Source organism: Methanomethylovorans sp., from assembly GCF_050177135.1.
In the GTDB taxonomy this organism is placed as follows: domain Archaea; phylum Halobacteriota; class Methanosarcinia; order Methanosarcinales; family Methanosarcinaceae; genus Methanomethylovorans.
The window spans coordinates 1-26,492 of record NZ_JBFXHJ010000006.1; the positions used below are offsets into that span (position 1 = coordinate 1).

At 43.9% G+C, this 26,492-nt stretch carries 26 protein-coding genes; 18 read left to right on the forward strand and 8 right to left on the reverse strand.

The features are described from left to right. Both AB7U21_RS01115 and AB7U21_RS01120 read left to right on the forward strand, forming a co-directional pair. A partial coding sequence (locus AB7U21_RS01115; protein ID WP_428386510.1) for a hypothetical protein occupies positions 1-1,435 on the forward strand: 1,435 nt, incomplete at its 5' end. Further along, complete coding sequence (locus tag AB7U21_RS01120; protein ID WP_428386512.1) at positions 1,432-1,884, forward strand: hypothetical protein; 453 nt, start codon at positions 1,432-1,434, stop codon at positions 1,882-1,884. The genes AB7U21_RS01115 and AB7U21_RS01120, both read left to right, overlap by 4 nt. Before the next feature lie 366 nt (positions 1,885-2,250). Here the strand turns inward: AB7U21_RS01120 and AB7U21_RS01125 are convergent, their stop codons facing one another. Both AB7U21_RS01125 and AB7U21_RS01130 read right to left on the reverse strand, forming a co-directional pair. After that, positions 2,251-3,132: an EFR1 family ferrodoxin gene (locus AB7U21_RS01125; protein WP_428386514.1), complete on the reverse strand. Its 882-nt coding sequence runs from the start codon at positions 3,130-3,132 to the stop codon at positions 2,251-2,253. Between the two features lie 62 nt (positions 3,133-3,194). Further along, positions 3,195-4,226 (reverse strand): restriction endonuclease, encoded by a 1,032-nt coding sequence (locus tag AB7U21_RS01130; RefSeq protein WP_428386516.1) that lies wholly within the window; start codon positions 4,224-4,226, stop codon positions 3,195-3,197. 237 nt (positions 4,227-4,463) lie between these two features. On the opposite strand from AB7U21_RS01130, the gene trxA reads away from it, so the two are divergent. Beyond that, entirely contained in the window at positions 4,464-4,868 is a 405-nt protein-coding gene (gene trxA, locus AB7U21_RS01135) for a thioredoxin (protein ID WP_333787476.1), read from the forward strand. 29 nt (positions 4,869-4,897) lie between these two features. Further along, on the forward strand, positions 4,898-6,337 hold the full coding sequence (locus AB7U21_RS01140) for a methanogenesis marker 14 protein (RefSeq protein ID WP_333787477.1): 1,440 nt from the start codon (positions 4,898-4,900) through the stop codon (positions 6,335-6,337). Between the two features lie 411 nt (positions 6,338-6,748). On the opposite strand, the gene polX is transcribed toward AB7U21_RS01140, so the two are convergent. Both polX and AB7U21_RS01150 read right to left on the reverse strand, forming a co-directional pair. After that, on the reverse strand, positions 6,749-8,476 hold the full coding sequence (gene polX / locus AB7U21_RS01145) for a DNA polymerase/3'-5' exonuclease PolX (RefSeq protein WP_428386519.1): 1,728 nt from the start codon (positions 8,474-8,476) through the stop codon (positions 6,749-6,751). A 30-nt stretch (positions 8,477-8,506) separates the two neighbouring features. Beyond that, positions 8,507-9,184 carry a DUF166 domain-containing protein gene (locus AB7U21_RS01150; protein ID WP_333787494.1) on the reverse strand — a complete coding sequence of 226 codons (678 nt, stop codon included), beginning with the start codon at positions 9,182-9,184 and terminating at the stop codon, positions 8,507-8,509. An 80-nt stretch (positions 9,185-9,264) separates the two neighbouring features. On the opposite strand from AB7U21_RS01150, the gene AB7U21_RS01155 reads away from it, so the two are divergent. Genes AB7U21_RS01155 through tmk form a run of 3 tightly spaced genes read left to right on the forward strand, consistent with a single transcriptional unit; the run spans position 9,265 to position 12,749 of the window. Continuing rightward, entirely contained in the window at positions 9,265-11,910 is a 2,646-nt protein-coding gene (locus AB7U21_RS01155; protein WP_333787479.1) for an HAD-IC family P-type ATPase, read from the forward strand. Between the two features lie 54 nt (positions 11,911-11,964). Beyond that, complete coding sequence (locus AB7U21_RS01160; protein WP_333787480.1) at positions 11,965-12,093, forward strand: zinc ribbon domain-containing protein; 129 nt, start codon at positions 11,965-11,967, stop codon at positions 12,091-12,093. Between the two features lie 44 nt (positions 12,094-12,137). Beyond that, positions 12,138-12,749 carry a dTMP kinase gene (gene tmk / locus AB7U21_RS01165; RefSeq protein ID WP_428386522.1) on the forward strand — a complete coding sequence of 204 codons (612 nt, stop codon included), beginning with the start codon at positions 12,138-12,140 and terminating at the stop codon, positions 12,747-12,749. Between the two features lie 48 nt (positions 12,750-12,797). On the opposite strand, the gene AB7U21_RS01170 is transcribed toward tmk, so the two are convergent. Beyond that, positions 12,798-13,073 carry a hypothetical protein gene (locus AB7U21_RS01170; protein WP_292350663.1) on the reverse strand — a complete coding sequence of 92 codons (276 nt, stop codon included), beginning with the start codon at positions 13,071-13,073 and terminating at the stop codon, positions 12,798-12,800. Next, complete coding sequence (locus AB7U21_RS01175; protein ID WP_428386524.1) at positions 13,070-13,780, reverse strand: HisA/HisF-related TIM barrel protein; 711 nt, start codon at positions 13,778-13,780, stop codon at positions 13,070-13,072. Before AB7U21_RS01175 ends, AB7U21_RS01170 begins: the two co-directional genes overlap by 4 nt. 47 nt (positions 13,781-13,827) lie before the next feature. On the opposite strand from AB7U21_RS01175, the gene AB7U21_RS01180 reads away from it, so the two are divergent. The 3 genes from AB7U21_RS01180 to AB7U21_RS01190 all read left to right on the forward strand — a co-directional run bounded on the left by AB7U21_RS01180 (position 13,828) and on the right by AB7U21_RS01190 (position 15,988). Beyond that, a complete protein-coding gene (locus tag AB7U21_RS01180) occupies positions 13,828-14,526 on the forward strand; it encodes a (5-formylfuran-3-yl)methyl phosphate synthase (protein ID WP_333787483.1) in 699 nt (232 codons plus the stop codon). Positions 14,527-14,672: 146 nt separating this feature from the next. Beyond that, on the forward strand, positions 14,673-15,629 hold the full coding sequence (locus tag AB7U21_RS01185; RefSeq protein WP_428386526.1) for an NAD-dependent epimerase/dehydratase family protein: 957 nt from the start codon (positions 14,673-14,675) through the stop codon (positions 15,627-15,629). Positions 15,630-15,739: 110 nt separating this feature from the next. After that, entirely contained in the window at positions 15,740-15,988 is a 249-nt protein-coding gene (locus AB7U21_RS01190) for an AbrB/MazE/SpoVT family DNA-binding domain-containing protein (RefSeq protein WP_333787485.1), read from the forward strand. Positions 15,989-15,999: 11 nt separating this feature from the next. Here the strand turns inward: AB7U21_RS01190 and AB7U21_RS01195 are convergent, their stop codons facing one another. Then, a complete protein-coding gene (locus AB7U21_RS01195; RefSeq protein WP_333787486.1) occupies positions 16,000-16,332 on the reverse strand; it encodes a transcriptional regulator in 333 nt (110 codons plus the stop codon). Between the two features lie 328 nt (positions 16,333-16,660). On the opposite strand from AB7U21_RS01195, the gene AB7U21_RS01200 reads away from it, so the two are divergent. The 8 genes from AB7U21_RS01200 (at position 16,661) to AB7U21_RS01235 (ending at position 26,120) form a co-directional block, all read left to right on the forward strand. Continuing rightward, positions 16,661-18,235: a glycosyltransferase family 2 protein gene (locus tag AB7U21_RS01200; protein ID WP_428386529.1), complete on the forward strand. Its 1,575-nt coding sequence runs from the start codon at positions 16,661-16,663 to the stop codon at positions 18,233-18,235. Positions 18,236-18,435: 200 nt separating this feature from the next. Continuing rightward, a complete protein-coding gene (locus AB7U21_RS01205; protein WP_333787488.1) occupies positions 18,436-20,145 on the forward strand; it encodes a polysaccharide deacetylase family protein in 1,710 nt (569 codons plus the stop codon). Beyond that, a complete protein-coding gene (locus AB7U21_RS01210; RefSeq protein ID WP_333787489.1) occupies positions 20,139-20,915 on the forward strand; it encodes a hypothetical protein in 777 nt (258 codons plus the stop codon). The genes AB7U21_RS01205 and AB7U21_RS01210 overlap by 7 nt, the downstream gene beginning before the upstream one ends. Further along, positions 20,912-21,589 (forward strand): class I SAM-dependent methyltransferase, encoded by a 678-nt coding sequence (locus AB7U21_RS01215; protein WP_333787490.1) that lies wholly within the window; start codon positions 20,912-20,914, stop codon positions 21,587-21,589. The genes AB7U21_RS01210 and AB7U21_RS01215 overlap by 4 nt, the downstream gene beginning before the upstream one ends. Before the next feature lie 32 nt (positions 21,590-21,621). After that, entirely contained in the window at positions 21,622-22,698 is a 1,077-nt protein-coding gene (locus tag AB7U21_RS01220) for a DUF354 domain-containing protein (RefSeq protein WP_428386532.1), read from the forward strand. A gap of 9 nt (positions 22,699-22,707) precedes the next feature. Further along, the gene (wecB, locus tag AB7U21_RS01225; protein WP_428386534.1) at positions 22,708-23,775 is read left to right on the forward strand and encodes a non-hydrolyzing UDP-N-acetylglucosamine 2-epimerase; all 1,068 of its coding nucleotides are present in this window, start codon (positions 22,708-22,710) and stop codon (positions 23,773-23,775) included. Next, positions 23,775-24,827, forward strand: coding sequence for a polysaccharide deacetylase family protein (locus tag AB7U21_RS01230; protein WP_428386536.1), 1,053 nt, complete (start codon positions 23,775-23,777; stop codon positions 24,825-24,827). Before wecB ends, AB7U21_RS01230 begins: the two co-directional genes overlap by 1 nt. A 273-nt stretch (positions 24,828-25,100) precedes the next feature. Continuing rightward, positions 25,101-26,120 (forward strand): glycosyltransferase, encoded by a 1,020-nt coding sequence (locus AB7U21_RS01235; protein ID WP_428386538.1) that lies wholly within the window; start codon positions 25,101-25,103, stop codon positions 26,118-26,120. A 37-nt stretch (positions 26,121-26,157) separates the two neighbouring features. Here the strand turns inward: AB7U21_RS01235 and AB7U21_RS01240 are convergent. After that, positions 26,158-26,492: serine O-acetyltransferase (locus AB7U21_RS01240; protein ID WP_428386540.1), on the reverse strand; the 335-nt coding region annotated here is incomplete at its 5' end.

The following is a 26,492-nucleotide window of genomic DNA, read 5'->3' on the forward strand; positions in this document are numbered from 1 at the left end:
TTTTAATGTCCCTCTATCAGTGTTCCAGCCAGTGGCAGAGATTGTCTTTGTTGCGCTCGTGGAAAGATCCTTTGTAAGCGGTGCTATTGGTGAAGGATCGACAGATAATTCTGAACAACAGGAAGAATACACTACTAAAGAAAAAACTGATGATCCTACAGATACTTCTGCTTCAGACATAGAAGATGATCTCATACAGGACACGAACCCTGAAGATATCCCAGTGATAACAGATGACAGCGCAGAATATGAGTATACTGAATACACTGAATACGATGATGAATTCAGTGATACTGAAAACCCTGAAGAAGATATCATAGATATTGATGAACTGTTCCTGACATATGATATCCTGGAAGAAGAAGGACTTATCGAATCTGAAGGTAAGATTGATGTTGAGGACATCGGCAAACAGGATATTGAGGATATCCAGAACATACAGATGAACTATGTCCTTTCCGAAGAATTCGTGGGATCAATGCAGGAGCAGGCTATGATTATTGGTATGCTAAGAGATGAGAGTTCTGAGGGCATAGACAAACTTGATGAAATAGACACAAGCGAAGAGCAGGAAGTCGAATCTAACATGCATATAATCAAAGATGTTTTTGGAAACGACTTCAACTTTGAGGCAGGTAGTTCAGTAAGTGTTGGAGGGGGACCTGACTATGAAGGTAAGGAGAAAGTTGCTGACAAGCTTACTGACACGATATATCTTGATGCACTGGACAAGACCAGAAAGGAAAGCATGGAAAAATTAAAGACCGGACATGAAGCAGCCTCTTTCATTTCAGACACTTATGGGGACTCAAAGATAGCAAAGAACTTTGAGAAACTAGACAAGCTCAACAGTATGAAAGAAGAAGTGGACAAGTACTATGGTGCCTACAAAGACACAAAGAAGCTAAGTGATATGAAAGGCTCATCAGGTACCACTGCAAAAGCTCTGTATGCAGTTACAAAAAGTGGTCAGGAAATTGCCGACAAGATACCGGTAGCTGGTGAATTTATAAAGACCGGGTTAGAAGTCGCTGAAAAGGTAGTTATGGTTATGCCAGAACTTGATGATGCTATAAAGAACAGCGATGCAAGGCAGGGAGTGATAACTAATGGCCCGATTGGAACTTCCACACCTAATGCATTCCTAAATTCATACGGAAAAGTGACACAAACTTCCTCTGGTCCATCTTATTCTTTGCCCTATACCGATGAGAACGGAGAAGAACATGAGATAAATCCGGACCAATGGGTGAAGGTTATAACAAAAACCGGAACTTATTATATACCTACGGATGAATGGGAGAAACCTATTGGCGATATTGCCATAAAAGACTCTGGTAGCAGCTGGAAACCCTGGAAATGGGACAACTGCCAGGTGGTCAAGCGTAGCAATCCTAAAATAATCTACAATAATGGGGAGGAATACGACCTATGAAGAAAAGAACGATTGCAATTATAGGAATAGTATTGTTGTTCCTCATGTTCTCAGGTGGAGGCGATGACAGCTCATCTAACGACAAGTGGGATTCAATGGTATCAGACAGTTATGGTGTTGACAGGGCTGCAAGCATGTCAATTTATGAATCCCTTGCTTTCCAGGGGATCGATGATGCTATTGTGGAAGTAACTGAAGAGCAGGTACTTGTCAAATATGACCAGCCACCTGTGAGGTCAGATACGGATGCGCTCCTTATATGGCTTTATATCATGGGAGCGGCAGCTGAGACCGCACCTTATACGGACAAGATCATCATAGAAATGTACGATGGAACCGAAGAGTTGTATGAGGTTACTGTACAGACATCCGACATTCAGGATTATCTGGATTCATACACAACCCTTGATGAATTCAAGACAAAGGTGAGTGTCAGAGCAGTGATGTGAGTATCATACGTGCCAGAGGAAATGATAGATAAGCTCAGACTTATGCATCATTTCTTTTACCTTTTTAACCTATTATGCAACAGATTTTTAAACATTGGACCATTCAATTAAAAAGGGATCCATAATGCAAAAGTGCGATATTTGCAAAAAGGAAACTGATAGGCTTATGCCCTTAAAGGGAAAAAGCGTCTGCAAGGATTGTTTCACCGAATCAAGCAAAGAAGAGCTGGACACTGGATGTCTGGATTTTAGTGCGTGCATCTGATATCATCGGCGGTTTTTTATTCCCAGCTCACAGACCCGGAAAAATGTTAGAGTTTTGTAAAAACTACCAGCAAAAAGAATTCGTATTCATTGCCGTGAAAATCAATCCTCAAGCAAATATTCCTTTACTCCTTTCCAGATGTAACCTTTTGCGAGATCCTCTACCGGAGCCAGTTGAGCGCCCTGCATTCTTTTTTCAAGAGCTTGCAGATCATACCCTTCTTTCAGGACGATGAATTTGAGTGCTCCCGCCCCAATAGCTTGTTTGGGACAGCCGTAGATGCATTTCAAACAGAGGATACAGTCCTCTTCGAACACAGGTTTGTTATTCAGCATGGTGATGTTGTTTGAAGGACAGTTCTTTGCACACCAGCCGCAGCCATTGCATGTATCGTTTACCCGCAGATTCCTTCCAAAGAACCTTGCTCCGGTTTTTTCCATTTCCCCGATCCTGGAGAAAACGCAATCAATAAGCTTTGGTCTGATCCTGCGTATAACTCCCTGCAACAGTTCATCAACAATACGTTCCACCTTAGATGGCAGGATCCAAAGTAACCTGATAGCCAGCCCGTCATCTGTTCTCATGACCCAGTTCGAAGGCATGACCATCATTTTCTCATAGACCACTCTGTAGTTCTTCATTTCCAGCCTGCGTATGGAACTTAAGCGGCATGCCGTATTTGGTGAGATCTCTCCGCCACCGGAAACGGAAATGACAGCCACTGGGATCTGTCTCGCACCAGGAAGGCTATCGATCCACTGATATACGATTCGGGGAGCATTGAACGCATGCACGGCAAATAGCAATATCAACAGATCTTCTTTCTCATCAGATCGAAGGTTCCCTCCTCGGATCTCGGACCTTATAACAGATAACCCGCGTCTGTTCAGTTCGTTCTCAAAGGCACCAGCAACCCTAGCCGTGCTTCCTGTGCCGGAAAAATAAGCGATCTTAATTGTCTTTATCCGCAATGATGCAGTCATAGCCGGGTTCCCTGTAGTACGAACATCAACACTTTGATCTCAGATCTGTCTCTTTCCTAAATTCAACTCACTCTTATAGCTGCTTCTATAGCTTCCTTCCACGATGCCAGATCTGCGCAATCAATTTCAGAAAGGGTATTTTCCTTCATATTTCCCATAAGGAGGAGTTTACTTCGGCTCAAAAGGCCGCCGCCCTTTAGCTCAGTGCCCAGTATATTTTTCAGGCTTATTTCATCTGCACCGCCTGAATAATGGATCTTTGCTATTCTTTTGTTAGTGAGTAATATGAACTCATCTCTTGTTCTCTCGAACTTCAGCAAATGCTCTCCCCGTATGTATCCCTGCTGCAGGCATTCCAGCATCTCCATTGCATGTTCCGGCTTCCTGGCCCGCATGCTCAGCACTGTTATCTGCCTTCCCCCCATGACCAGATACATTAAAGGCGTTTCATGTGCCCATCCCAGCAGATCCTTTACCTCTATCGAGTGAAGCACCTCTCTTCTTTTAGAGAGGAAAGAGTTTGTATCTCTGATCAGAAAGATGCGCCTGTTGGTACAGGCCATCAAGACCCTTTCACCCCTAAAGAAGACCTCTGTCTCTCCAAGGGTCTTTTCCCCCTGTTTGAGAACAGTACCTTCAATGTTCCATGTTTCTCTGTTTTCAGAGAGAGCATGCTGGTGTATACTTCTGTCAGGATCTTCGGGCATGTAGTGCTCCAGCATCTTCACAAGCAACGGACCATCAAGCAGTTTCACATTATGGCCCAGGGCTTCTTTTTGAGCTTCCTTCGTAAAACCCGAGGTAGTGGCTATGATAACTCCGTCAACATTATCCCTGTAGCGCAGGCTGCTGTATTCCCTGATCTCTTTAACACCCACCGGCTCAACATAGCGTTTAGCCTGTACGATCCATGTATGGGACAGGCCAAAGTTCTCAATGGAGATATTGATGTCCACTCCCATATCCCTTGACCTCTGGGTGACTTCTGCTCTGTATCCCATCTTTATGAATAAATGGCCAAGCAACTCCTCGAACTCATAGGGTTCCAGGCCCAGCAGTCTCTCGATCGTCCAGGTGTTCATATCATTGACCATCTTATATGTTCTAAAATATATAGGAACAGGGATATATGCCTGTGTTTGCTTCCCTCTTACTTATATTCTCGCTTCTGTTCACATATATGCTACATGTTCAGGATGATCGGATTTGTTGTGTGCGATATTAGCACAACCATGCAAAACTTTATTTCCTAAAGTGGCATATTGGCGTTGTTGATCAAAATGAACACTACAGGATCATGTTTTTAATATAATGGAACAAATCATTCAAAGATGAGTAAGATGGACGATCTGGAAGCTATCAGGAAAAAAAGGCTTCAGGAACTTCAGCGTTCCCTTGAAGCACGTCAATATCCGGCAGAACCAGTGGTTGTCACTGATACCACGTTTGATCAGTTCATATCACAATATCCTCTGACAGTGGTAGATTGCTGGGCACAGTGGTGCGGTCCCTGTCGCATGTTATCTCCCATCATCGACCAGCTTGCCTCAGAACTAAAGGGCAAGATCGTTTTTGGCAAGCTTGACACCGACCAGAATCCCATGATTGCACAGAACCTGGGGATAACAAGCATTCCCACATTACTGGTCTTCAGACAGGGTAATTTAGTTGACCGTGTTTCCGGGGCATTGCCTAAACACCTGCTTTTACAAAGATTAGAACCATTTATTAATTGATATGATCATCATAGATAGGAGCTTGTAATATGGGTTATAGACCAAGAATCGTCGAAAGTCCTTCAGTACGTCTTATAGAACTGAAGTCAGGTTCCACTGCCTATTTCATTGTAGCTTCGGTGGAAGTAGGTAACACCACTACCAAATGTATCCTCACAGCCACGAACCTTGAAGACGGGAAAACACGTCTTATAAACAAGACGGTCACCATGACCCGTGATGTGAGAGCACCTAAGCCCGGAGAGGAGATATTTGGCCGGACCCTCAGCGGTGTGGAGCTTACGCGACAATCCATTGCCGAACTTGTAAGAGACACGCTTCTCAAAGCAGTGGATGCGGCAAATCTTGACATAAAGACGGACATTCATTTCGTTGTACGTTCCACAGGGGTTGTGGCAGGTTTTGATGCACCTGAGGAAGTTGGTGAGTTCATCAAGGCATTGGCTGAAGGCTGCCTCCTGGCGGGTGTACCTCCGAATCGTATGACGCCTCCTATGTCAGTATTCAATATGCATGAGAAGTTCCGCAAATACACCAAACTGGAAAAGGTCGTCTTTGACGGAGCAGTTGCCAGTGTCACACCTCCCAAAGGAGCTACCGGTGTGGAGATCGTGGCCAACGAAATGGAAGGAGAACTTGCAACAGCAGGCATCAAGGAAGGTGCAAAATGGGTGGATGTGGATTTCCGTAACCCTTGCATCTCCATGGACTTCGGTACCACGCTGGACGGCAGGATCATAGGACAGGAATTGCCCTATGCAAGGACCATCGGCAACTTCTGCGGTTATGCAGGTGCTATACCGGATGCGCTTATCAAAGGCACAGGTAAGGTCGATGCCAAAAAAGGCACTGCTCTTGAGATCGCTCAGAACATATCCCTGGGTAAAGTTTCTCTTATGCTGAAAAGTAAACAGATAAAGGAGTACTCGGAAAAGATCCAGCAGTATATACGTATTGAGAAAGTGCCTTCAGGCTTTAAAAGATACGGGAGCGTACCAGTGAACCCTCAGGCTGCGGAGGAGATAGGTGTTGTGCTCATAGGCTGTGATGTAGGTGTAAACGGCTCAGATATGGACAAGCTCATGGCAATCGGTGCTGAGATAAATGAGAAACACGGCCTTAACTTCCTGTTCGCTGTAATAGATGATGTAATGGCCCGTGTTGTACAGAGGCTTGTAAAAGTGGCACAGGAACATGGACTTGTTTTTGAGAACACTGCTATAGGTGTCACCGGACGTGCAGGGATCACTGGTGATAAACCAAAGCTCATCCTGAAATACCTTGAAGAGCTGGGCATCAATGGCAAAATAGATGAACACGTTGTATTTGTGGACGATGGTCTGGCAAGGGGTGCTGCTGTCATGGCGCGGTGTATGAATTCCCTGGGAACCACATTCAATCCTCTTGGAGGCAGAAGAGGCGGGAAATGTATCCTTGCCCAGCGTGTTAAATTACAGTCAGGAAAATAATTATCTGGGAAGGGATCACCTTCCCTGTGAACATTTATATAATGGCCAAAAATACCAGATGATACATACCAGATTATTCAGTTCACTTTTAGTCAGTAATAAGTGCCGTTCCTCTTTTCCTGTTTCATCTTCTCTTTTTTGAACTCCATCTGGTGCTTAACCATTGCTCTTTCATGTCTGTTCGGCTTTCTGTTATTCATACGACCACCTGTGAATAGTCATATTTTGCATACATGTGGCTATCTCCTATGGATAGTTGAGCAGGATCGGAACGATGTCGAACATGCAGACACGTTCCGTGGATGAACGGATATATTGCAACTAATAATGAGCATTCTAAGGAACATTGCTTATGAATTCCATATTTATGTACATGTATATAAAAAAGCTGTTATTATCCTTCATTCCCTCCTAGGGAGTGCCTAAGAGCTTGCAGAGTTCTTTTAGATCTAAGGTGTTCACTACATCTGCGGGTTTGACCCAGGCTCTTCTTGCAGTGCCAACTCCATATCTTATGTTGGCAAACTGATCGGGCGAATGGGCATCTGTATTGATGGCAAGTTTTATTCCCATCTCCATGGCCATCATTGCATAGTTGTCATTAAGGTCAAGTCTCTGGGGAGAGGAATTGATTTCCAGGACTTTTCCGAATTCAAGAGCCGTGTCCATGATCTTTTCCATATCCATCTCAAAGGGCAGCCTCTTTCCGAATTTTCGGCCGGTGGGGTGCGCAAGGATATGTACATGCTCATTCTCCAGTGCAGCTACTATCCTCTTTGTCATGGTATTACTATCCTGTTCGACAGCACCATGCACAGCAACTACAACAATGTCAAGCTGTTCCAGCAAATCATCACTGTAGTCAAGTGTTCCATTGGGAAGTATATCGCATTCTGTACCTGAAAGTACACGTATGCCTTCAATGCTTTCGTTAAGTTCCTCTACTTCTTTGATGTGCTCCAGCAACCTCTTTTCCGAAAGGCCGTTTGCGATCTTAGAAGATCCGGAGTGGTCAGTGACAGCTATATATTCATATCCAAGAGCCCTTGCTGCAAGTGCCATTTCCTCCATTGTGTTCTTACCGTCACTCCAGTTGGAATGTACGTGAAGATCACCTTTGATGTCACCGATCTCTAAAAGCCGAGGGATCTTCCTTTCCATTGCCGCTTCTATTTCTCCCCTGTCCTCACGCAGTTCAGGTGGAATGAACTGAAGTCCGAGCATCTCATATTGTTGCTCTTCCGCAGAGAAAGGTATTTGCTCTCCAGTTTCAGCGTTCTTTAATCCATATTCACTGAGATGCAAGCCTTTTGCAAGGGCTATCTTGCGCAATTTTACGTTATGGTCCTTCGAACCTGTGAAATGCTGAAGCAGGGAACCGAATGCATCGTCTTTTACGATCCTCAGGTCTACCTGGATGTTTCCCTGGTATATCACCGAACCCTTGGTATTTCCCTTCTCCAGGACCTCCTGCACGTTGTCTATAAGGGTAAAGGCTTCTATGGCCTTTTCCGGTTCATCTGAGCGGGCTATCAGGTCGATATCTCCTACGGTTTCTTTGCATCGCCTTATGCTGCCCGCTATCCTGACCTCTCTGACCAATTCCCCATCAACGAGCTTTCTGGATATTTCTTCGGCTACAGGCAATGCCACACCCAGAGGGAACCTTCCGATGTTACCTTCTGCAAGCTGGCGTTTAGCTGCAATTAGTATATTCTCCTCCATTTTCGCGCCCATTCCCGGGATCCTGCGTATCCTGTGTTCCTCTGCAGCCTTGAGCAATCCTTTCAGGTCTTTAACGCCTAGTTTTGTGTACAGCAGATGTGCGGTCTTGGGGCCAATTCCTTGCACGGCAGTGATCTCTTCTATTTCTTCCGGTATCGTGTGCCTGATCTCTTCATAGGCCCTGAATGACCCCGTATCAAGCATTTCCTTTATTTTTGCCTCTATTGCCTCTCCAACACCGGGAATATTGGCAAGTTCATCTTTTTTGCGCAGGACATTTATATCCTCTTCCAGCTCCTCAATATGCCGCGCAGCTTTCTGGTATGCTTTTATCTTGAAAACGTTCTCCCCTTTGAACTCCAGCATCTCTGCCATTTCATACAGGTGCTTTGCAACTTCAGCGTTATCCATCATTGATATATAATGAGGGAGTTGCACAAAAATCTAATGTTCTTTTTCCAGGTCGGCCTTTTCAATGGCCCTGGCAACAGCATCCTTATGCAGTTGTGCAGATTCATGGATACCGCCTTTGTTTCCTCTTACGGCACGGCATGGGTATTGCTGTATCAGCAGTCCGGCTTTAGCAGGTGCATCTACTATAGACGTCCCCTTCAGTCCCTCTGCCATGTGCCAGGTGCTGCCGCAGGGTGCTCCACGGATAACTTTAACTTTATCCACTTTTCCTTCACGAACAATGATCTCAAGGAGAGGACGTGACAGTTTTTCAGTGAATTCACATATAGCGGGATCTGCGCTGAGAGTGCAGCAGATATCCTCCACTTCTATGTACATGCCATATTCTTGTGCGATCTGCTCAAGTTCCTGCACAGGCGCTTTTGATGCACCTCCGGGTACGATTAGGCTGCCGACTCCGTGTCTGCCGGCAAGCCTGGCTATGGCAGGCGTGAGGTCCGGGTGCAGGGAATATGTTACCAGGATCTCTGCGTTGAACACTTTTTCATCCAGGTGCAGCTCCTCAAGGAATTCATCCGGCTCATCTATGAACTCCGGGAGATGTTCGGGAACCCCGGCAGAGATAACTCTCAGATCGGTTTTGCCAAGTATGGTATCTATCAGCCTTTTACCATACTTGCCTCTTGTGATCACACCAATGTTCGTCATGTACATTTTCCTCGAACAGGAAAGGTATTGTATATAATATCAAGTAAATTATTTATCTTTTGGACGGGCTCTTTGTTTTTATGGGAGAAGAAAAATGGTGTGGCATTCCAGCTGAGGATGTCTTTTCATTGTTTGGAAGCGACCAGGATGGCCTGAGCAACGAGGAAGCCAGTATAAGGCTTGCAAGAGATGGATATAATGAGGTATCGGCCAGGAAAGAGCATGGGCCTGTTTATCGTTTTCTGAAGCAGTTCGCCAGTCCTCTTATCTATCTGCTGCTGATAGCTGCGTTCATCACTCTGTTCCTTGGGAAATATGCAGATGCAGTGGTCATTGCATTGGTGGTACTGGCAAATGCCATCATCGGTTTCATACAGGAAGGTAAGGCGCAGAACGCTCTGGAATCACTATCTAAGTTACTGGTACCTGAAGCGCGGGTATTAAGAGATGGTGTCAGTATGGTGCTGCCAAGCAGGGAGCTTGTAGTAGGCGATGTGGTGCTGCTGGAATCCGGGGACAGGGTGCCTGCAGACCTGCGCCTGTTCTATGTGAAGAACCTGAGGGCAGATGAATCGATACTCACAGGGGAATCCGTACCCGTGGAAAAGAAAATTGCCACCATTACCACTGGCTGTGTCTCTTTCGGGGACCAGAAGAACATATCTTTTGCGGGAACTCTCATTTCCCAGGGTCAGGCAAGGGGTATCGTTGTGGCAACGGGTAATGACACACAGATAGGCAGGATATCCGAATTCATCAGGGAAAGCAAGGAGATCTCTACCCCCCTGCTGCGTAAGATGGCACGGCTCAGCGTCATCCTCTCTGTTGTCATCGTAGTTATTGCAGCACTTACCTTTGCTGTGGGTCTTTTGCAAGGATATGATACCGTAGAGGTATTCATGGCTTCAGTAAGCCTTGCAGTTGCTGCTATTCCCGAAGGGCTGCCTGCAGTCATTACCATCACCATGGCTATAGGTGTCAACAGGATGGCTGCAAGGAACACCATCATCCGTACGGTACCTGCGGTGGAAACCCTGGGAAGTGCCACTGTGATCTGTACTGACAAGACCGGTACTCTCACCAGGAACCAGATGACAGTGACACAGGTGTACGCAGCAGGCAAGACCTACACTGTAACAGGTGCGGGTTATTCACCTGAAGGTGACTTTCTTCTTGACGGGTCCAAGGTCGATCCGCTTCAGGATAAAGCTCTTGTGGAAACCCTTAAGGCGGGTGTGCTCTGCAATGACGCTTCTTTCAAAGGGACAAATAGCATAGATGGTGACCCTACGGAAGGCGCCCTCCTCGTATCTGGCCTTAAGGCCGGTAAGTTCTATCTCCCCCGCAAGGACGTGGTCCCCTTTGAGCCGGAACAAAGGTTCATGGCCACACTGCATGAAAAGGAAGATGGCTCACGGATGATCTATGTAAAAGGTTCCCCTGAAACGGTCCTTGACATGTGCGTCTCACAGTTCGATGGTAATGAACTAGTTCCTGTAGATACGGAAGGTATTATGCAGGCTGCCGAGCAGATGGCCTCAGAGGCTTTGAGGGTCCTTGCAATGGCATACAGGGATGTTCCTAAGGATGTAGCGGGCATTGAAGCAGAGGATATTGGGGACCTTGTATTTGTGGGACTGCAAGGTATGATGGACCCACCAAGGGATGATGTGATGGAGGCCATAGCAAAATGCAAAACAGCAGGCATTCGGGTAATAATGATCACAGGGGACCATCTGAAAACTGCCTATGCCATTGCAACGAAAATAGGGATAGAATCCGCAGATGCTCTGTCAGGAGGCGATATGGAGAAAATGTCAGATGAGCATCTGAGCGAAAAACTGGGTTCTGTCTCTGTGTTTGCACGCACCTCTCCTGAGGATAAGTTAAGAATAGTGAAGTTGCTGCAGAAAAAAGGAGAGGTTGTGGCTGTGACAGGGGACGGAATCAATGATGCTCCTGCCCTTAAAACAGCGGATATCGGCGTAGCCATGGGCCTAACAGGCACAGAGGTGGCAAAAGAGGCTTCGGACATGGTGCTGGCAGATGACCACTTCTCTTCCATTGTAGCGGCTATCGAAGAAGGACGGGATGTCTACAGCAAGATCCAGAAGATCATATTATGGACACTGCCCACGAACGGCGGACAGGGACTATCCATAGTGCTTGCAGTTTTATTGGGGATCACATTGCCCCTGGTGCCTTTGCAGATCCTATGGCTCAATACGGTGACAGCTATCGGACTTGGTGTTCCCATCACTATGGAGCCAAAGGAAAGGGGCATACTGAAAAGACCGCCAAGGCCGCCAAAGGAATCCATTCTTGTTCCTCTGATCAAGAGAAGGATAGTGTTCGTATCCCTGCTGATAGTTGCAGGGGCTTATCTTACATTCTTCCTGAAAATGGGGAGGGATGGGGACCTTACTGCAGCCCGCACGGTTGCTTTGAACACGATAGTGTTCTTCCAGATCTTCTATCTGTTCAATTCCAAGTCCATGTATGAGTATGTCTACAAAGATCTGCTGTCTAACAAGTACATGCTGCTGGGCATTGGTATAGTTGTGTTGCTCCAGTTGCTGATAACTTATAATGGCGCTTTGAACTCTGTCTTTTCCACAGCACCTCTTCGTGTTGTGGATTGGCTGATGATCATAGTGGTTTCCAGTACAGTTTTCTTCCTTATAGAGCTTGAAAAATATCTGTACAAGAAGCACTATATCTCATAAAGGGTAACCGATATATTCATATATTTTTTATTTATATTTTTAAGTGGTGAAATAATGGCCGAGATCAACCAGTCCATGGTGTATTTCAAATGCAGCTCATGTGATCATGTCTTTGAGTCAGACCCTGAATTCTTCGAGGTAACCTGTCCACAGTGCGGAAGCGGGAATACTTATCGTATCTGAGCGGTTATGTATTAATAAGTCCTGTCTTTATTGATACTCATTGAATGAGAGGCAAACTGATCACTTTAGAGGGTATCGATGGCTCCGGCAAGTCTACTATATGCCGGTTACTGCAGGATGAAAAAAGGTTTTCAGGTTGTGTCTTTACCCGGGAGCCTACTACAAGCTGGCTTGGTGATGCCGTGAACCGCGCCCTTCGCAGCGATACGGACCATATAGCGGAACTCATGCTCTTTCTTGCAGACCACGCTGACCATATTTCCAGGCTTATTCGCCCTTCCCTTGAAAATGGATCCAATATCATATCTGACAGGTATTCTGCAAGCAGATGCGCCTACCAGGGAGTTACCCTTGCAGGTTTATTTGACGAGCCATTGGACTGGATACGTTCCCTGCATAAAGGCTGGACCATAGATCCAGATATGATACTTCTTTTTGACATTGACCCCCTGGTTGCTGTAAAGCGCTGCGGTGAACGCGGGGAACGCTCGAAGTTCGAGAAAATGGAGTTCCTGAAAAAAGTACGCAGCAATTACCTGCGCCTTGCAGCAGAAGAACCCTCAAGGTTTGTTGTGGTCAATGCTGACAGACCTTTGGACGAAGTAAAAGAAGAAGTGTTCGGGATCATTTGCCGTGAATTAGAAGGCCGGGAATAAAGAACTTAGTTGTTCCAATTCTTTTTTCAATTCTCCCGGCTCTAAGGATCACAGATCGTTAGCATCAGCGAACTTGATGAGGGTTTCGCCCAGGTCCCTTATGTATTTTGGGTTGAGGTTGAAACGGCCCCTTTTCTGGCCGGCTCGTTCTTTTGCTATCTCTACATATTCATTGTCATATTTCTCACTTGTAGCAAGGCTGATAGTGAGGAACCATCCGCCTCCCATTTTGATCTCTGCAAAGCCTTCTTCTATTGTTATCTCAGATCTTGTATCAGATGTGGTATCAATCTCTTCCAAGTACGTCACCTTTATTCTCGTCATTGCTGTGCCATGTGCAGCGGTATCGAACCGTTGTGCAGTGCAGTTGCCACAAGAGCGCCCTTTATGCCTATGCTTTCAAGCTTTTCGATATCAGCGATATCTTTCACACCGCCGCCAAGCAGCACATGGTGATGGGAAATGGAAACAATGTTACTTAAGAATTGTGAATCCACTCCGCTGGATGTGCCCACCCTGTCCATGTCAAGGATGATGATATTCCGGATATCGAGAGCATTGAGCTGATGCACGATGTCAGCAGGTTCAGGAGGCATGAGGGGATCGGAAGTGAGCACTTTCCCGTACTTTTTATCAATGCTGACATTCACTTTCCCAGGCAGAGCAGCAACAACTTCTTTTATGGTCTGAAGGGATGCAGTTTCGGTTCCAATGATGATGGTATCTGCAAGAGGACTTGCTTCCATCGCCTCTTTAAGTGAGGATATGCCGGGGTCAAGCATCGTACTGACCCTTGAGGATATTTGCCTGATCGTCGCGAAGTTGGTATTGTGATACCCCTCTCTCTGCAGAATATTAAGGTCCGCGATGTAGATTTCTTTTGGTTTCACTTCTTCTATGAGCTTTATGGGTTCTGAGGTGTTACAGATGCGGCTTGCCAGATGTACAGGTTGGTATTTCTTCCGATTCCCACCCTGAGCGTGGACCACATTCATATTATATAAATCCAGTACAAAAACGATACGAAACATATATTAACTGATAGACGTTCTCATGCTATAAAATAGAGGTCATTAACATGAAATTGCTAGTCAGCCCAATAAACAAAGAAGAGGCTATCGCTGCATACAAGGGTGGTGCTGACATCATTGATGTGAAGAACCCCAAAGAAGGCTCTCTGGGCGCCAACTTCCCCTGGGTCATCAGGTCAGTGAAAGAGGCTATAGGTTCCAACAAGCCTATAAGTGCAACGATCGGTGATTTTAATTACAAACCCGGAACAGCGTCTCTGGCAGCTCTGGGTGCTGCAGTTGCAGGTGCTCAGTATGTAAAGGTCGGTCTGTTCGATGTGCAGACAGAGGATCAGGCTCTGGAGATGCTTACGAACATCAACAGAGCGGTCAAGGATTTCGACCCTTCCAAAAAGGTAGTAGCATCTGGATATTCTGATTATAAACGCATAAATTCCATTTCTCCTTTCCTGCTCCCGGCCATCGGCGCAAAAGCCGGTGTGGACGTGGTAATGGTAGATACGGGTATCAAGGATGGCCGTTCCACCTTTGAATTCATGTCCGAGGAAGAGCTCATCCGATTCACCAGTTCTATTCGTGAGGTGGGTCTGGAATCAGCTCTTGCAGGCAGTCTCAAGTTCGAAGATCTTCCTGTGCTCAAGCGCATCCAGCCCGATATCATAGGTATCCGCGGTATGGTATGTGGGGGGGACCGCACTGCCTGTATCCGGCAGGAGCTTGTTGAGAGATTGAAGGGAATGATCTGAGCAGTTCAGGTCTCTTCCGGACATTTTCTACTTTTTCTTTTTGCGATCTTATGATCCCTGATTTTCTGTAAAGGTAATTCAAAACACTTATATATGTTTTTATGTTATGTTTGGGATGATGTAATGTTTTTTGGAATGGTGGAAGGATGAGATCAGGTTCATCTGAAAAAGTGCTCGTTACGGGCGGTGCCGGATTTATCGGCAGTCATGTTGTTGACAGGCTTCTGGCCGATGGTCACGAGGTGGTGGTGTTCGATAACATGAGCTCCGGTAAAATGGAGTTGATTGCTCATCATTTAAATGATCCGCATTTCAAGTTGATCAATGGGAATTTGCTTGAGCAGGATCAGATCCTCAGGGCATGCAATGATGTGGATCAGGTCTTTCACCTGGCGGCTAACCCGGATGTAAGGATCGGAGCTTCTAATACCAGGATGCATTTCGACCAGAACATTCTGGCCACATACAACCTTCTGGATGCCATGCACAGGCAGCATGTGAAGGAGATCGCTTTCACTTCTTCGTCCACTATATATGGGCAAGCCAATATCGTTCCAACTCCTGAGAACTATGGTCCATTAGTTCCAATTTCCATGTACGGGGCGTCCAAGCTTGCCTGTGAGGCGATGATCACAGCCTACTGTCATACTTTTGATATGAGATCGTGGATCTTCAGATTTGCCAATATAATAGGTGACCGTGGGACCCATGGTATCATAGTGGACTTTATCCATAAGCTCAAAAGGGACCCTGCTCACCTGGAGATACTGGGTGACGGGACACAATCCAAATCCTATCTGCACGTAAGAGAGTGTGTGGATGCCATGATGCTCGTTGTCCTCAAAGGCAACGACCAGGTCAATATCTTTAACATCGGTTCCGAAGATATCATTTCAGCCACCCGTATCGGTGAAATAGTGGCTGAAGAGATGGCACTGGATCCTGAGTTCAAATACACGGGAGGTTCCCAGGGCTGGAAAGGCGATGTGCCAAAAATGATGCTCTCTATAGAGAAATTAAAAGCACTGGGATGGAAACCCGGCGTAGGCAGTGAGGAGAACGTAAGAGTGACTGCCAGATCACTTTTACAAGCTATGGCATAATGTTCGGATCAGGCGCTCAGTAAACTATGGCAGATCATTGTATATACTGGAAGAATGCTGTCAGTAAAGCATTTAAACAGTTATAGCCTATTAATACTACGGATAAAAATATGAGTATAAGTGTCAGGCTTACCAGTGATCGCAAAATACAACTTCCGGAAAATGTAGTTCAAAAAATGGATCTGTCAACAAACGATGAGATCATCGTGGAAGTTGAAGACAACAAGTTGATCCTCATCAAAAAAGAAGGTATTCAGGCTGATAGTTTTAGCGGGCCACATAATGAGGTCTGGAATAATACCGATGCGGAAGAGTATTTGAAAGACGAAGGCAACTGCGGTGACAATAGCGGATATTGACCGATAACATATCAGTTCTCGCCATCATTTTTGCAATGGTGGCTGCAGCCTGTGCCAGGCTCACGCAGCATTGTACAAATGCCGCAAATGCGTTGTGGTAAACTCTCAATTTCTCCATTGCTCAAGTCCCGGGCAATGGATCTGATAGCTACTTTAACATCATCTTCGAACTCTATTCTATATCCTCTTTTCTTTGAAAGGTACTGGGAAATTGCAGACGGAGCCATGTCCAGCAGACGGGCGGTTTCCTGCTGTGACACCCCAAGTTTTACTAATTCCTCCGCTATAGCTGCTCTTATCGCTGGGAGAACATCCCACACTATAGTTTGGCAAGGTAATTTCATTGAAGTACAATTTGTATCATTGGATTAAATCGTTGTGGCTATATTGATGCTTCCACCATCATAGGTGTTGGTAAGTGATACTTGTATTCAAAATATATCTACATATTTTTATTAATATACAAGCCTTTTTGATATGCAAAAACAATAACTTACTTAATTAATGAGAGCCTTATGTATTATTTACTTAAAAGCGACTGAAATATAAAGAAACATTTATATTGCTTTGCATGGATAGATATTTAGATAATATGCACATAGCGATACTAAGCGAATGTGAGGTTTACGATAAGTATGCCACCTTCCGGCTTTTAATGCGGGGGCTAAATAGTTGACCATAGTTGCTGTAATTCCTGCTTATAATGAAGAAGTGTATGTAAGGGATATCATCAAAAAAGCAAGATCTTATGTTGATGAGATCATAGTTGTGGATGATTGTAGTGATGATGCCACAGCGTTCATTGCCACAAGTATGGATATAACCCTTGTCCGGCACGATAAGCCCCTTGGTAGGGCTGAGGCTTTAAAAACTGGTTTTCAGGAGGCTTATAAACTTAAGCCAAAGATCATTGTGACCCTTTATCCGAACGGATGCCATAATCCCGATGAGATCCCCAAACTTCTGGAGCCTATCTTCTGGTTACAATCTGATGTTGTCACAGGTGAGTTAAAAGGCCATGAATCTATGCCCGTGATCCTCATCGATAAAAATGGAAAAGAACAGCAGACCGTTGTAGAGGAAACATTTTACCTTTCGGAAAGCAGATATGCTGGTTTCAGTGCTTTTTCATCCAATACTTTTGATGTCCTTAAATTCGATGGAACACAAGTCCCTGTGGAATATTCTCTGCTTAAGGACGTACAAGATGCGGGGCTTGATGTAAAAGGAGTAGAAGTATCCATTTTCGTCAGTGACGAACATGCTGTTCTGCATGAACGCAAGATCGGTGTGGTCATTCCTGCCTACAACGAAGAAAAACTTATAAGGATCACAGTTGACGGTATTCCTCCCTACGTTTCCAGGATATTTGTTATCAATGATGCAAGCACCGACTCAACTGCACAGGTGCTGGAATCCATAAAAGATCCAAGATTGCATGTGATCACACATGAAATTAATCAGGGTGTTGGTGCAGCTATTCTGCATGGGTACAAACGCGCCCTGAAAGAGAACATGGATCTTATTGTGGTCATGGGTGGGGATAACCAGATGAACCCTGACCAGCTTCCTAAGCTTCTCATGCCGATCATTCAGGGCAAAGCGGATTATACCAAAGGCAATCGTCTCCTTAGCAAGGAATTCAGGGGCGGCATGAGCAAATGGCGTCTGTTTGGTAACTCTGTTCTGACAATGATCAATAAGATCAGCAGCGGATACTGGCATATTATGGATCCTCAGAACGGTTATACTGCTATCTCCCGAAAAGCCCTCTCCGGTATTGATATAGACACCCTCTTCACTTATTACGGATACTGCAATGATATGCTTGTCAAACTCAACACATTTGGTTTCCGCACCATGGATGTCACAATGCCTGCCCGCTACGGTCAGGAAAAGTCTTCTATCAAGTACAGTAAGTTCATGTTCCGTGTTTCTGGTATGCTTTTCAGGAAATTCCTGTGGCGCCTTAAGATGAAGTACATGATATTGAGTTTCCATCCTCTGGTGTTCTTCTATACCCTGGGCATGGTACTGGTGCCTATTGGCCTGCTCTTTGGAGCTTACATTTTTGCCTCCAAGTTGTTCCTTGGCTGGCCAGTGTCTCCGAATTCCCCATTGCTGGACGCTCTATTGCTGATCACTGGGATACAGTTCACTTTGTTTGCTATGCTGTTTGACATGCAGGAATCTGACAAATCTATGCAGGATAGTGAAACAGATGTCCGGGGTGTGGTCTGGAACTAACTTATCCATCGTATTTACAGTAGAATGGTCTTTAGGGAAGATATCCGTTCATTAAAAAATAGAGATGATGACACCTAAAACATATCATTCCGATCAAATGGGTAAATATGCTCCCGGGCAGCAGGTCATAGGGCGATCATATGGGACCTATGGGCAAACAAAATCAATTCCGTCGAAATCTTTGCTAGTGGTGATATCTGATGTCTTATCTTGACAACCTCGATTTTTCTCTTCCCCGGTTTCGCAATATATGCGAAGCAATATCCAGGAACTATGCAACTATAACAGTATTAGAGTATTTTGACAAACCTCATCCTGATAAATTCGTCATCATGCGTCATGATATAGACCGATTTCCTGGAAATGCATTGAAAACCGCCAAGATAGAAAAGGAACTTGGGATCAAGGCAACCTATTATTTCAGGTCCAATCGAGGTGAATTCCACACAGATATAATAAAGCAGATCAGAGATATGGGCCATGAGATCGGGTATCACTATGAAGTGCTGAGCGAGGCCAATGGTGATCCGGAAAAAGCTATCGAGCTTTTCCGTTCTAATCTGGAAAAGTTAAGGCAGATATGTGATGTTAAAACGATCTGCATGCACGGAAGACCCCTGTCAAATTTCGATAACCGTGATCTCTGGAAGGTCTATAACTATAAGGATTACGGGATCGTGGGTGAAGCATACTTATCCGTAGGGGATGAGCTTAACTACTTTTCTGATACCGGCAGATGCTGGGGCCTTAAGGATAACATGAGGGATTATATTCCTGGAAATTCACAGCAGATAGACATTGATAATACCATCGATCTCATAAGACGTATCGAAAGCAAAGAACTTAATAATCTTTATATTCTTACGCATCCCGAACGGTGGTCATCTAATATTTTTTCATGGAGTGCATATTATTCCATGGACCTTGCTGTAAATTTTGGGAAGAACATCCTTATAGAGTATGGTGGACGAAAGAACCGGCTGCATGTGAATCGAAGCTTATCAATAACAGTTGACATTGAAGACTGGTATCATATTCCTTCTGTTTGCGGGTCTGATTTTTCAGTATATAAAAATGTCAAAGAATTCTTTGAAAAATGGGAAGGAAGATACGACTATTTAAGTGAGCCGACAAAAAGGGTGCTGGACATACTTGATGAATTTAACATGACCGCCACGTTCTTTATAGTGGCGGATGTTGCAGAACACTACCCGGGTCTGATCGAGTCCATTGCTGCAAGGGGTCATGAGATCGCATGTCATGGAGCCGATCACAGGTGCAGTATCAATCCTAACACAAAAAAGCCTTTACTGACCATCGAAGAGTTCGAACAGAGCACAATAGAAGCAAAGAAGATACTGGAAAAGGCCTCCGGACAAAAAGTAATTGGTTTCCGTGCACCGAACGCAGCAGTAACCGGACAAATGCTCGATTCGCTTAGAAAAATGGGTTTTAAGTATGATTCCTCAGTGGCTGTGAACTCTTTGTATAATAAAACAGATTCTTCGTTGAATTCTGTTTCAACCGTTCCTTATTATCCGGCAAAGGGCAGCCTTGAACCGGCTCCTACCGGAGACCTTATTGAATTCCCCTGGTCCTATTATGATGTAGGGATCAAAATACCGACGTCTGGAGGACCAATGCTGAGGTTCCTTGGTGCTAACCTTATCCTGAAAGGTATCAGACAGAGCTTGAATAGGGGCCACACTATATTTTACTTCCATCCCATCGATATCTGCAGGGAAGAGTTTCCGAAAGTTGGAAAAGGCCGTCCCTTCTATTGGATAATTAAAGGAGATATTGTTGAGCAGAGGATACGCTATATCCTAAAGAATTTAGACGACGTGAATGTAGTGCCATTGAAAGATCTCGTAGATGGTTTGAGATCAGTGGGTGATTCTGAGTGTTAAATTTTCAGGACCTCGATTTTACCACTGAGAAGTTTCGTGAGCTCTGTTCTGCCTTAGCTGAGAACTATACTTCTGTTACTATAGAGCAATATCTGACCGCTGGCAACGATCTGCCAGAGCGTTTTGTCCTGATGCGCCACGATGTGGATGGAAAGGCGGTCCCTTCACTGAGGACCGCCCTCATCGAAAAGGAATTTGGCATACGCGCAACTTATTATTTCAGAGCTAAAAGGAATATCTATGTTCCTGAGATCATGCAACAGATCGAAGCAATGGGACATGAGATCGGGTATCATTATGAGACTTTGAGTGACTCCAATGGTGACTATGAAAAAGCGATAAAGATGTTCGAGGAAGAAGTAGAGAGATTCAGAAGCATATGTACCCTGAAAACCATAAGTATGCATGGAGCCTCTCTATCAAAGTATGATAACCGGGACCTTTGGAACCGATATGATTTCAAGGATTTTGGAATTATCGGCGAAGCGTATTTATCGCTCGGAGAAGAACTTAATTATTTTACTGATACCGGAAGGGGCTGGAACTCAAAGAATAACCTTAGAGATTTTATTCCGGGAAGGACGCAAAAGTTCGTCGCTGAAACAACTGATGACCTTATCAGATTGATAGAGACCGGCAAGATGGAAAATCTATACATCACGCTGCATCCGGATCGCTGGACATCGACCACTTTCAGGTGGGCTTTATTCTGGGTACAGGACCTGGCATTCAATTCCGCAAAGAAAGCACTGAGGATGATGAGAAAGTGAAGATCATTGACAGCATCCAGAATAAACTTATTGTAAAAATGGGGTTTAAATATTACGATGAGGACAAGTACCTTATTCAAAAATGTATAAAATGCTCTAATAAGAAAGATCCAAGTGTCCTTGATGTTGGCTGTGGGACCGGGCATCATTCGTTATTATTTGAAAAATACGGGGCAAAGGTAACTGCCTTCGATTATGATGAAAGTGCGATAGAGAAGGCAAAAGAAAACAGGATAAAAAATAACTCAAGTGTCACATTTCTGGTTGCTGATGGAAGATATCCGGAAAAATATTTCACTGAGAAATATGATATTATATTTATGGCGGGCTTCTCAATATTTGGGATCGATCTAAATAAACCAATAATGACAAAATATCTTTCCATGCTTGCTGAAGGAGGTATATTGGTCCTGGTACATAATTCGAATCTAACAGGGCTTGTCAGGAAAACGAATTGGAAAAATCATACGATTGAAGATCTCAGATCTTTCTTTGAAAGTGTTGGAAGCAATATTGAAAAAATATATTTTTACGACAGACATATCACTATAAAGATCTTACGCCGCTTCGCCATTACTGGTCTATCTACGAAAATACACATTCTTATATCTAAAATAACGAAATTTCCCTGTGCAATAGTTTTCATTGTGAGTAAAAGTAAGAACGGCAATTAATCATCATGCAGAAATCTTATAACGGTGAAAAAATGAGAGTACTTTTTAATGTTGGTCATCCTGCTCAAGTTCATTTCTTCAGGAACGCAATAAGGATCCTTGAAAGCAAAGGCCATATCTGTAAAATGACAGCAGTTGCTAAAGATGTGTCTTTGGATCTGTTGGATGCTTATGGATTTGAGTATGATATAGTTGGAAGTGCTTGCCCAACTTTGTTTTCAAAGGCCGTTGAATTATTGAAGATCGAGAAAAGACTCTACAAAATTGCCCGCTCTTTCAAACCCGATATTCTGGTAGGTGGCTCAGGTAATGCATATAGTGCTCATGTGGGCAAACTTATACACAAGCCTTCTATAGTTTTCGAGGACTCTGAAAAAGGAACCATAGAACATCTTTTAACAGATCGTTTTGCCTCTGTTATCTTTACTCCGTCCTCATACAAAAAGAAGATAGGGGATAATCAATTATACTTGAACGGGTACAAAGAACTGGCTTACTTGCATCCGGATTATTTTCATCCCTCACAAGCAGCTCTTAATGAGCTTGGTCTAACTACAGAGGATAGATACGTAATTTTCAGGTTTGTTACATGGAATGCAGATCATGACATTGGTCATCATGGTATAGAAAACAAAATAAAGTTCGCTCAAGAGCTCGAGAAATATGGACGGGTACTGATCACTTCAGAAGGTAAGCTGGAGCCGGAGCTGGAAAAATACAGGGTCAGAGTTTCTCCGGAAAAGATACATGATCTGCTGTACTATGCACAGATGTTCGTAGGCGACAGCCAGACCATGACAACGGAAGCTGCCGTTTTGGGCGTGCCTGCGATCCGTTGCAATTCTTTTGTGGGAAAAGATGATATGTCCAATTTCATCGAACTTGAAGAGAAATATGATCTGATCTTTAATTACAGTGACTCAGAAGCAGCATTGAACAAAGCACTTGAACTTGTAAAAGTACCCACGCTTAAGGAAGAGTGGAGCAAGAAAAGAGAAAAATTACTGAATGACAAAATTGATGTCACCGCATTTATAGTGTGGTTCATTGAAAATTATCCGGAAAGTTTAAAGGAAACAAAAGCAGGCGTTTCCTTTAATTCAAATTAAGGTGAGATCATGAAGATAGCAAGCATAGTCGGTGTGAGACCTCAGTTCGTAAAAGCATCTGTTGTTTCCAAACAATTACGAAAAGATCATGAAGAGGTATTGATCCATACGGGTCAGCACTATGACTATAAAATGAATAATGTTTTCTTCACTGAGTTAAATATTCCTGAACCCGAATATTTTCTCGGCATCGGTTCAGGTTCACATGGATATCAGACAGGAGAAATGCTGAAGAAAATAGAAGAGGTTCTGATCAAAGAAGAACCCGAGATCGTTTTGACATACGGTGATACCAATTCGACACTTGCCGGTGCTCTTGCAGCTGCAAAACTGCATATTAAAAATGCACATGTGGAATCCGGGTTAAGAAGTTTTGACCGATCAATGCCTGAAGAGATCAACCGGGTTTTGACCGATCACTGTTCTGACCTGTTGTTCTGTCCCACTGAAAATGCAGTTGATAATCTGAAAATGGAAGGAATAAAGGATAATGTCTATCTGACTGGCGATGTGATGGCCGATTCCCTTTTGCACAATAAGGAAATAGCAGAAACAAGATCAACGATCTTATCTGATCTTAACTTAAAGAGCAAAGAATATGCAGTAGCTACAATTCATAGAGCAAGTAATACAGATATTAAGGAAAATCTGCAAAATATTGTTGATGCGTTCTCTCAACTGGACGAAATCATTGTATTTCCGGTGCATCCAAGGACCCAGAAGCTGCTGAAAGAGTATGGCCTCTATGAAAGGCTGAACTCATCCGTGAAACTGGTAGAACCTCTTGGCTTCCTGGATTTTATAAAGCTGATGGGTCATTCAAAACTGATCCTCACTGATTCAGGCGGAATCCAAAAAGAGGCATATATTTTAAAGGTCCCATGTATAACGCTCAGAGAGAACTCTGAATGGGGTGAAACTATTGAGGATGGCTGGAATATTCTTGTAGGAACTGATAAAGCAAAGATATTCCAGGCGGTCAGCTCGTTCCGTCCATCATTAAAACTGCACAGGAACAGGTTTGGAAACGGAGATGCTGCTGAAAAGATCGCTTCTATCATTGGAGGTCTCAGTTGATGCTGGATCAGAATTCTGAACTATGGGATATATTTACCATAAAAGAAGAGTATTCTCCTGCTAAACTGGATAAGCATCAGAGATTCAATTATGCCAACAGCAAGAATAAAAACGCTTTTGAACCAGTGGTTTCCGAGTTTTTGGTATCTGATGGTTTGAAGGTGGAATATCCGGATAATAAAAGGTTTGCAGTTTGTCTGACCCACGATATTGATGATATCTATCCCCCATCCAGTCACATCCTGTCTTCTTTTTTATATTGTTTGAAGACACTGGATTATAATTCGTTCAAACCACAAATAGCATGGAAAATAAAAGGAAAGGAGCATTCTCCATACCTGAACTTTAGCGAGATCATGGACATAGAAAAGAAATATGGTGCGAGATCCTCTTTCTATTTTATCACTGCAAAGGAAGATCCGGTCAGGTTCAGATACGACATTGAAGAGATAGGACATGAGCTGGGGAATATTCTGGATAACGGATGTGAAGTGGGGGTACATGGCGGTTATTATACCTATAATAGTCCGGAGAGCATGAAAGAAGAAAAAGCGAGATTGGAAAGCACATTAGGGAAAAAGGTCATAGGATACAGGAACCATTACTTGAGGTTTAAGGCTCCGGATACATGGGAGTTACTAGCCAAAGCCGGTTTTAAGTATGATTCTACACTTGGGTACGATGACATGATAGGATTCAGGAATGGCATGTGTCATCCATTTAAGCCATATAATTTAGATAAAAATGAGGCTATAGATATACTGGAACTGCCGCTGGTCATTATGGACGGCGCCCTGTTCTCCTACGCAAAGTCCTTAGATGAGGCATTTGAATATTCGAAAAGGCTCATTGATACCGTAGAGAAATATAATGGTGTAATCACTCTGCTGTGGCATAATGGTCCGTTCAGCTGGCCTATCAGGAAGAATTGGAAATTATTATATGAGAAAATACTTAAATATTGTTATGATAAAAATGCATGGATGACCAGCGGTGAAGAAATTTACAACTGGTGGACGAATGAAAGCAAAGTGCAATTTTATCCATCTTGAAAACTGGTCCTTATCAACCATGGATCTCCAGTCCATGATCAAAAAGGCATTTTGGAACAGCTGCAAGCTGTAAAAGGTCACAATCATTGAAAAAGATCAACAGTAGGTGTTTTCTTGAATCAGACTGACAAAAAAGCATTGTTCATAATACAGGCTTACAATAATTTCCAAAAAGAATCTATTAACAGTACATGCCATTATTTTAAAGAATGTTCAGTGTTAGTTAGATCCAATCCCATCTCAGAGTTTTATAAATACGTTAAGACGCCATTTTTGGAAACGTTCAAGCTGGACTACAAGATAGACCTTAATAATATTCCTTCAAATCTATCTGTTCATCCGACCCCTATTTTATACGCTCCCCTTAATTCCCAGTATAAGAAGCTTGGGGAGAAACATTTCAAAGCTGCTGAAAGATCGATCAGGAAACATAATATAAAGTTCGATCTGATCCATTCTCATTTCACATGGTCTTCAGGATATGCAAGTGCAAAACTTAAGGAAAAATACAATGTTCCTTTTGTGGTAACGGGGCACGGATATGATATTTATGGATTGCCCTTTAAAGATGAAGAATGGAAAGAAAGAATTGAATATGTGCTCAATTCGGCAGACAGGATAATAACTGTGAGCAATAGCAATTTATCCTGTATTAAGAAATTGAACGTGAAAACCCCTGTTCATATTTTACCAAACGGGTACAGGCCGGATCAATTCCATCCTATGGATATGGAAACATGCAGGAAGGCTTTAGATTTACCTCTGGATAAGAAAATAATACTCGCAGTCGGGAACCTGGTGGAGATCAAAGGCCACAATTACCTGATCGGAGCTATGGAAGAAGTGGTGAAGCATAGAAAAGATGTGCTTTGCTTCATAGTTGGTGGCGGGGAAACGGAGAACAAGCTCAGAAAACAGATCAAAAATGCGGGCTTAGAGGATCATGTAAAGCTGCCGGGAAGTAAATTGCATAATGAGATCCCCATGTGGGTGAATTCTTGTGATATATTCGTATTGCCAAGTTTGAACGAAGGTAACCCGACGGTCATGTTCGAGTGCCTGGGCTGTGGCAAGCCTTTCATAGGAACAAAAGTAGGCGGCGTTCCGGAGATCATTGTGTCGGATGACTACGGATTGCTGGTTGAGCCGGCAAATTCGGAAAAACTGGCAGAGACCATTTTGATGGCATTGGATAAAACCTGGGATACAACGAAGATCAAAGCATATTCTGCGCAATTCACGTGGGCGGAGATCGGGAAGAATATAGTGGATATATATAAGACCCTGTTCTGATCTCCTTTCCATTGTAGATCATTATGGGCTAAGATAATTACGTCATACGTTCCGTTGCCTTTACAAGCATGCCTTCAGAGCCCTTATCACTTATCTTTTTAGCAGGCACTCCTGCGATCGACATGTTGGGCTCCAAAAAGGACCTGTTTACGACAGCATTTGCACCGATGGCTATTCCATTCGCTATTTCTATCTGTCCGAATATCTTGGCCCCGGGACCAATGTAAACATTGTCCCCTATTTTGGGCGCTACGTCTTCATAGCCAGCTTTTGTGCCAATGTTCACACAAGCATGCAGCCGGCAATTCGCTCCCACCCGTGTGGCGGTGTTAACAACTATAGTGCCCCTGTGGGCAATGCTCAATCCCGGAC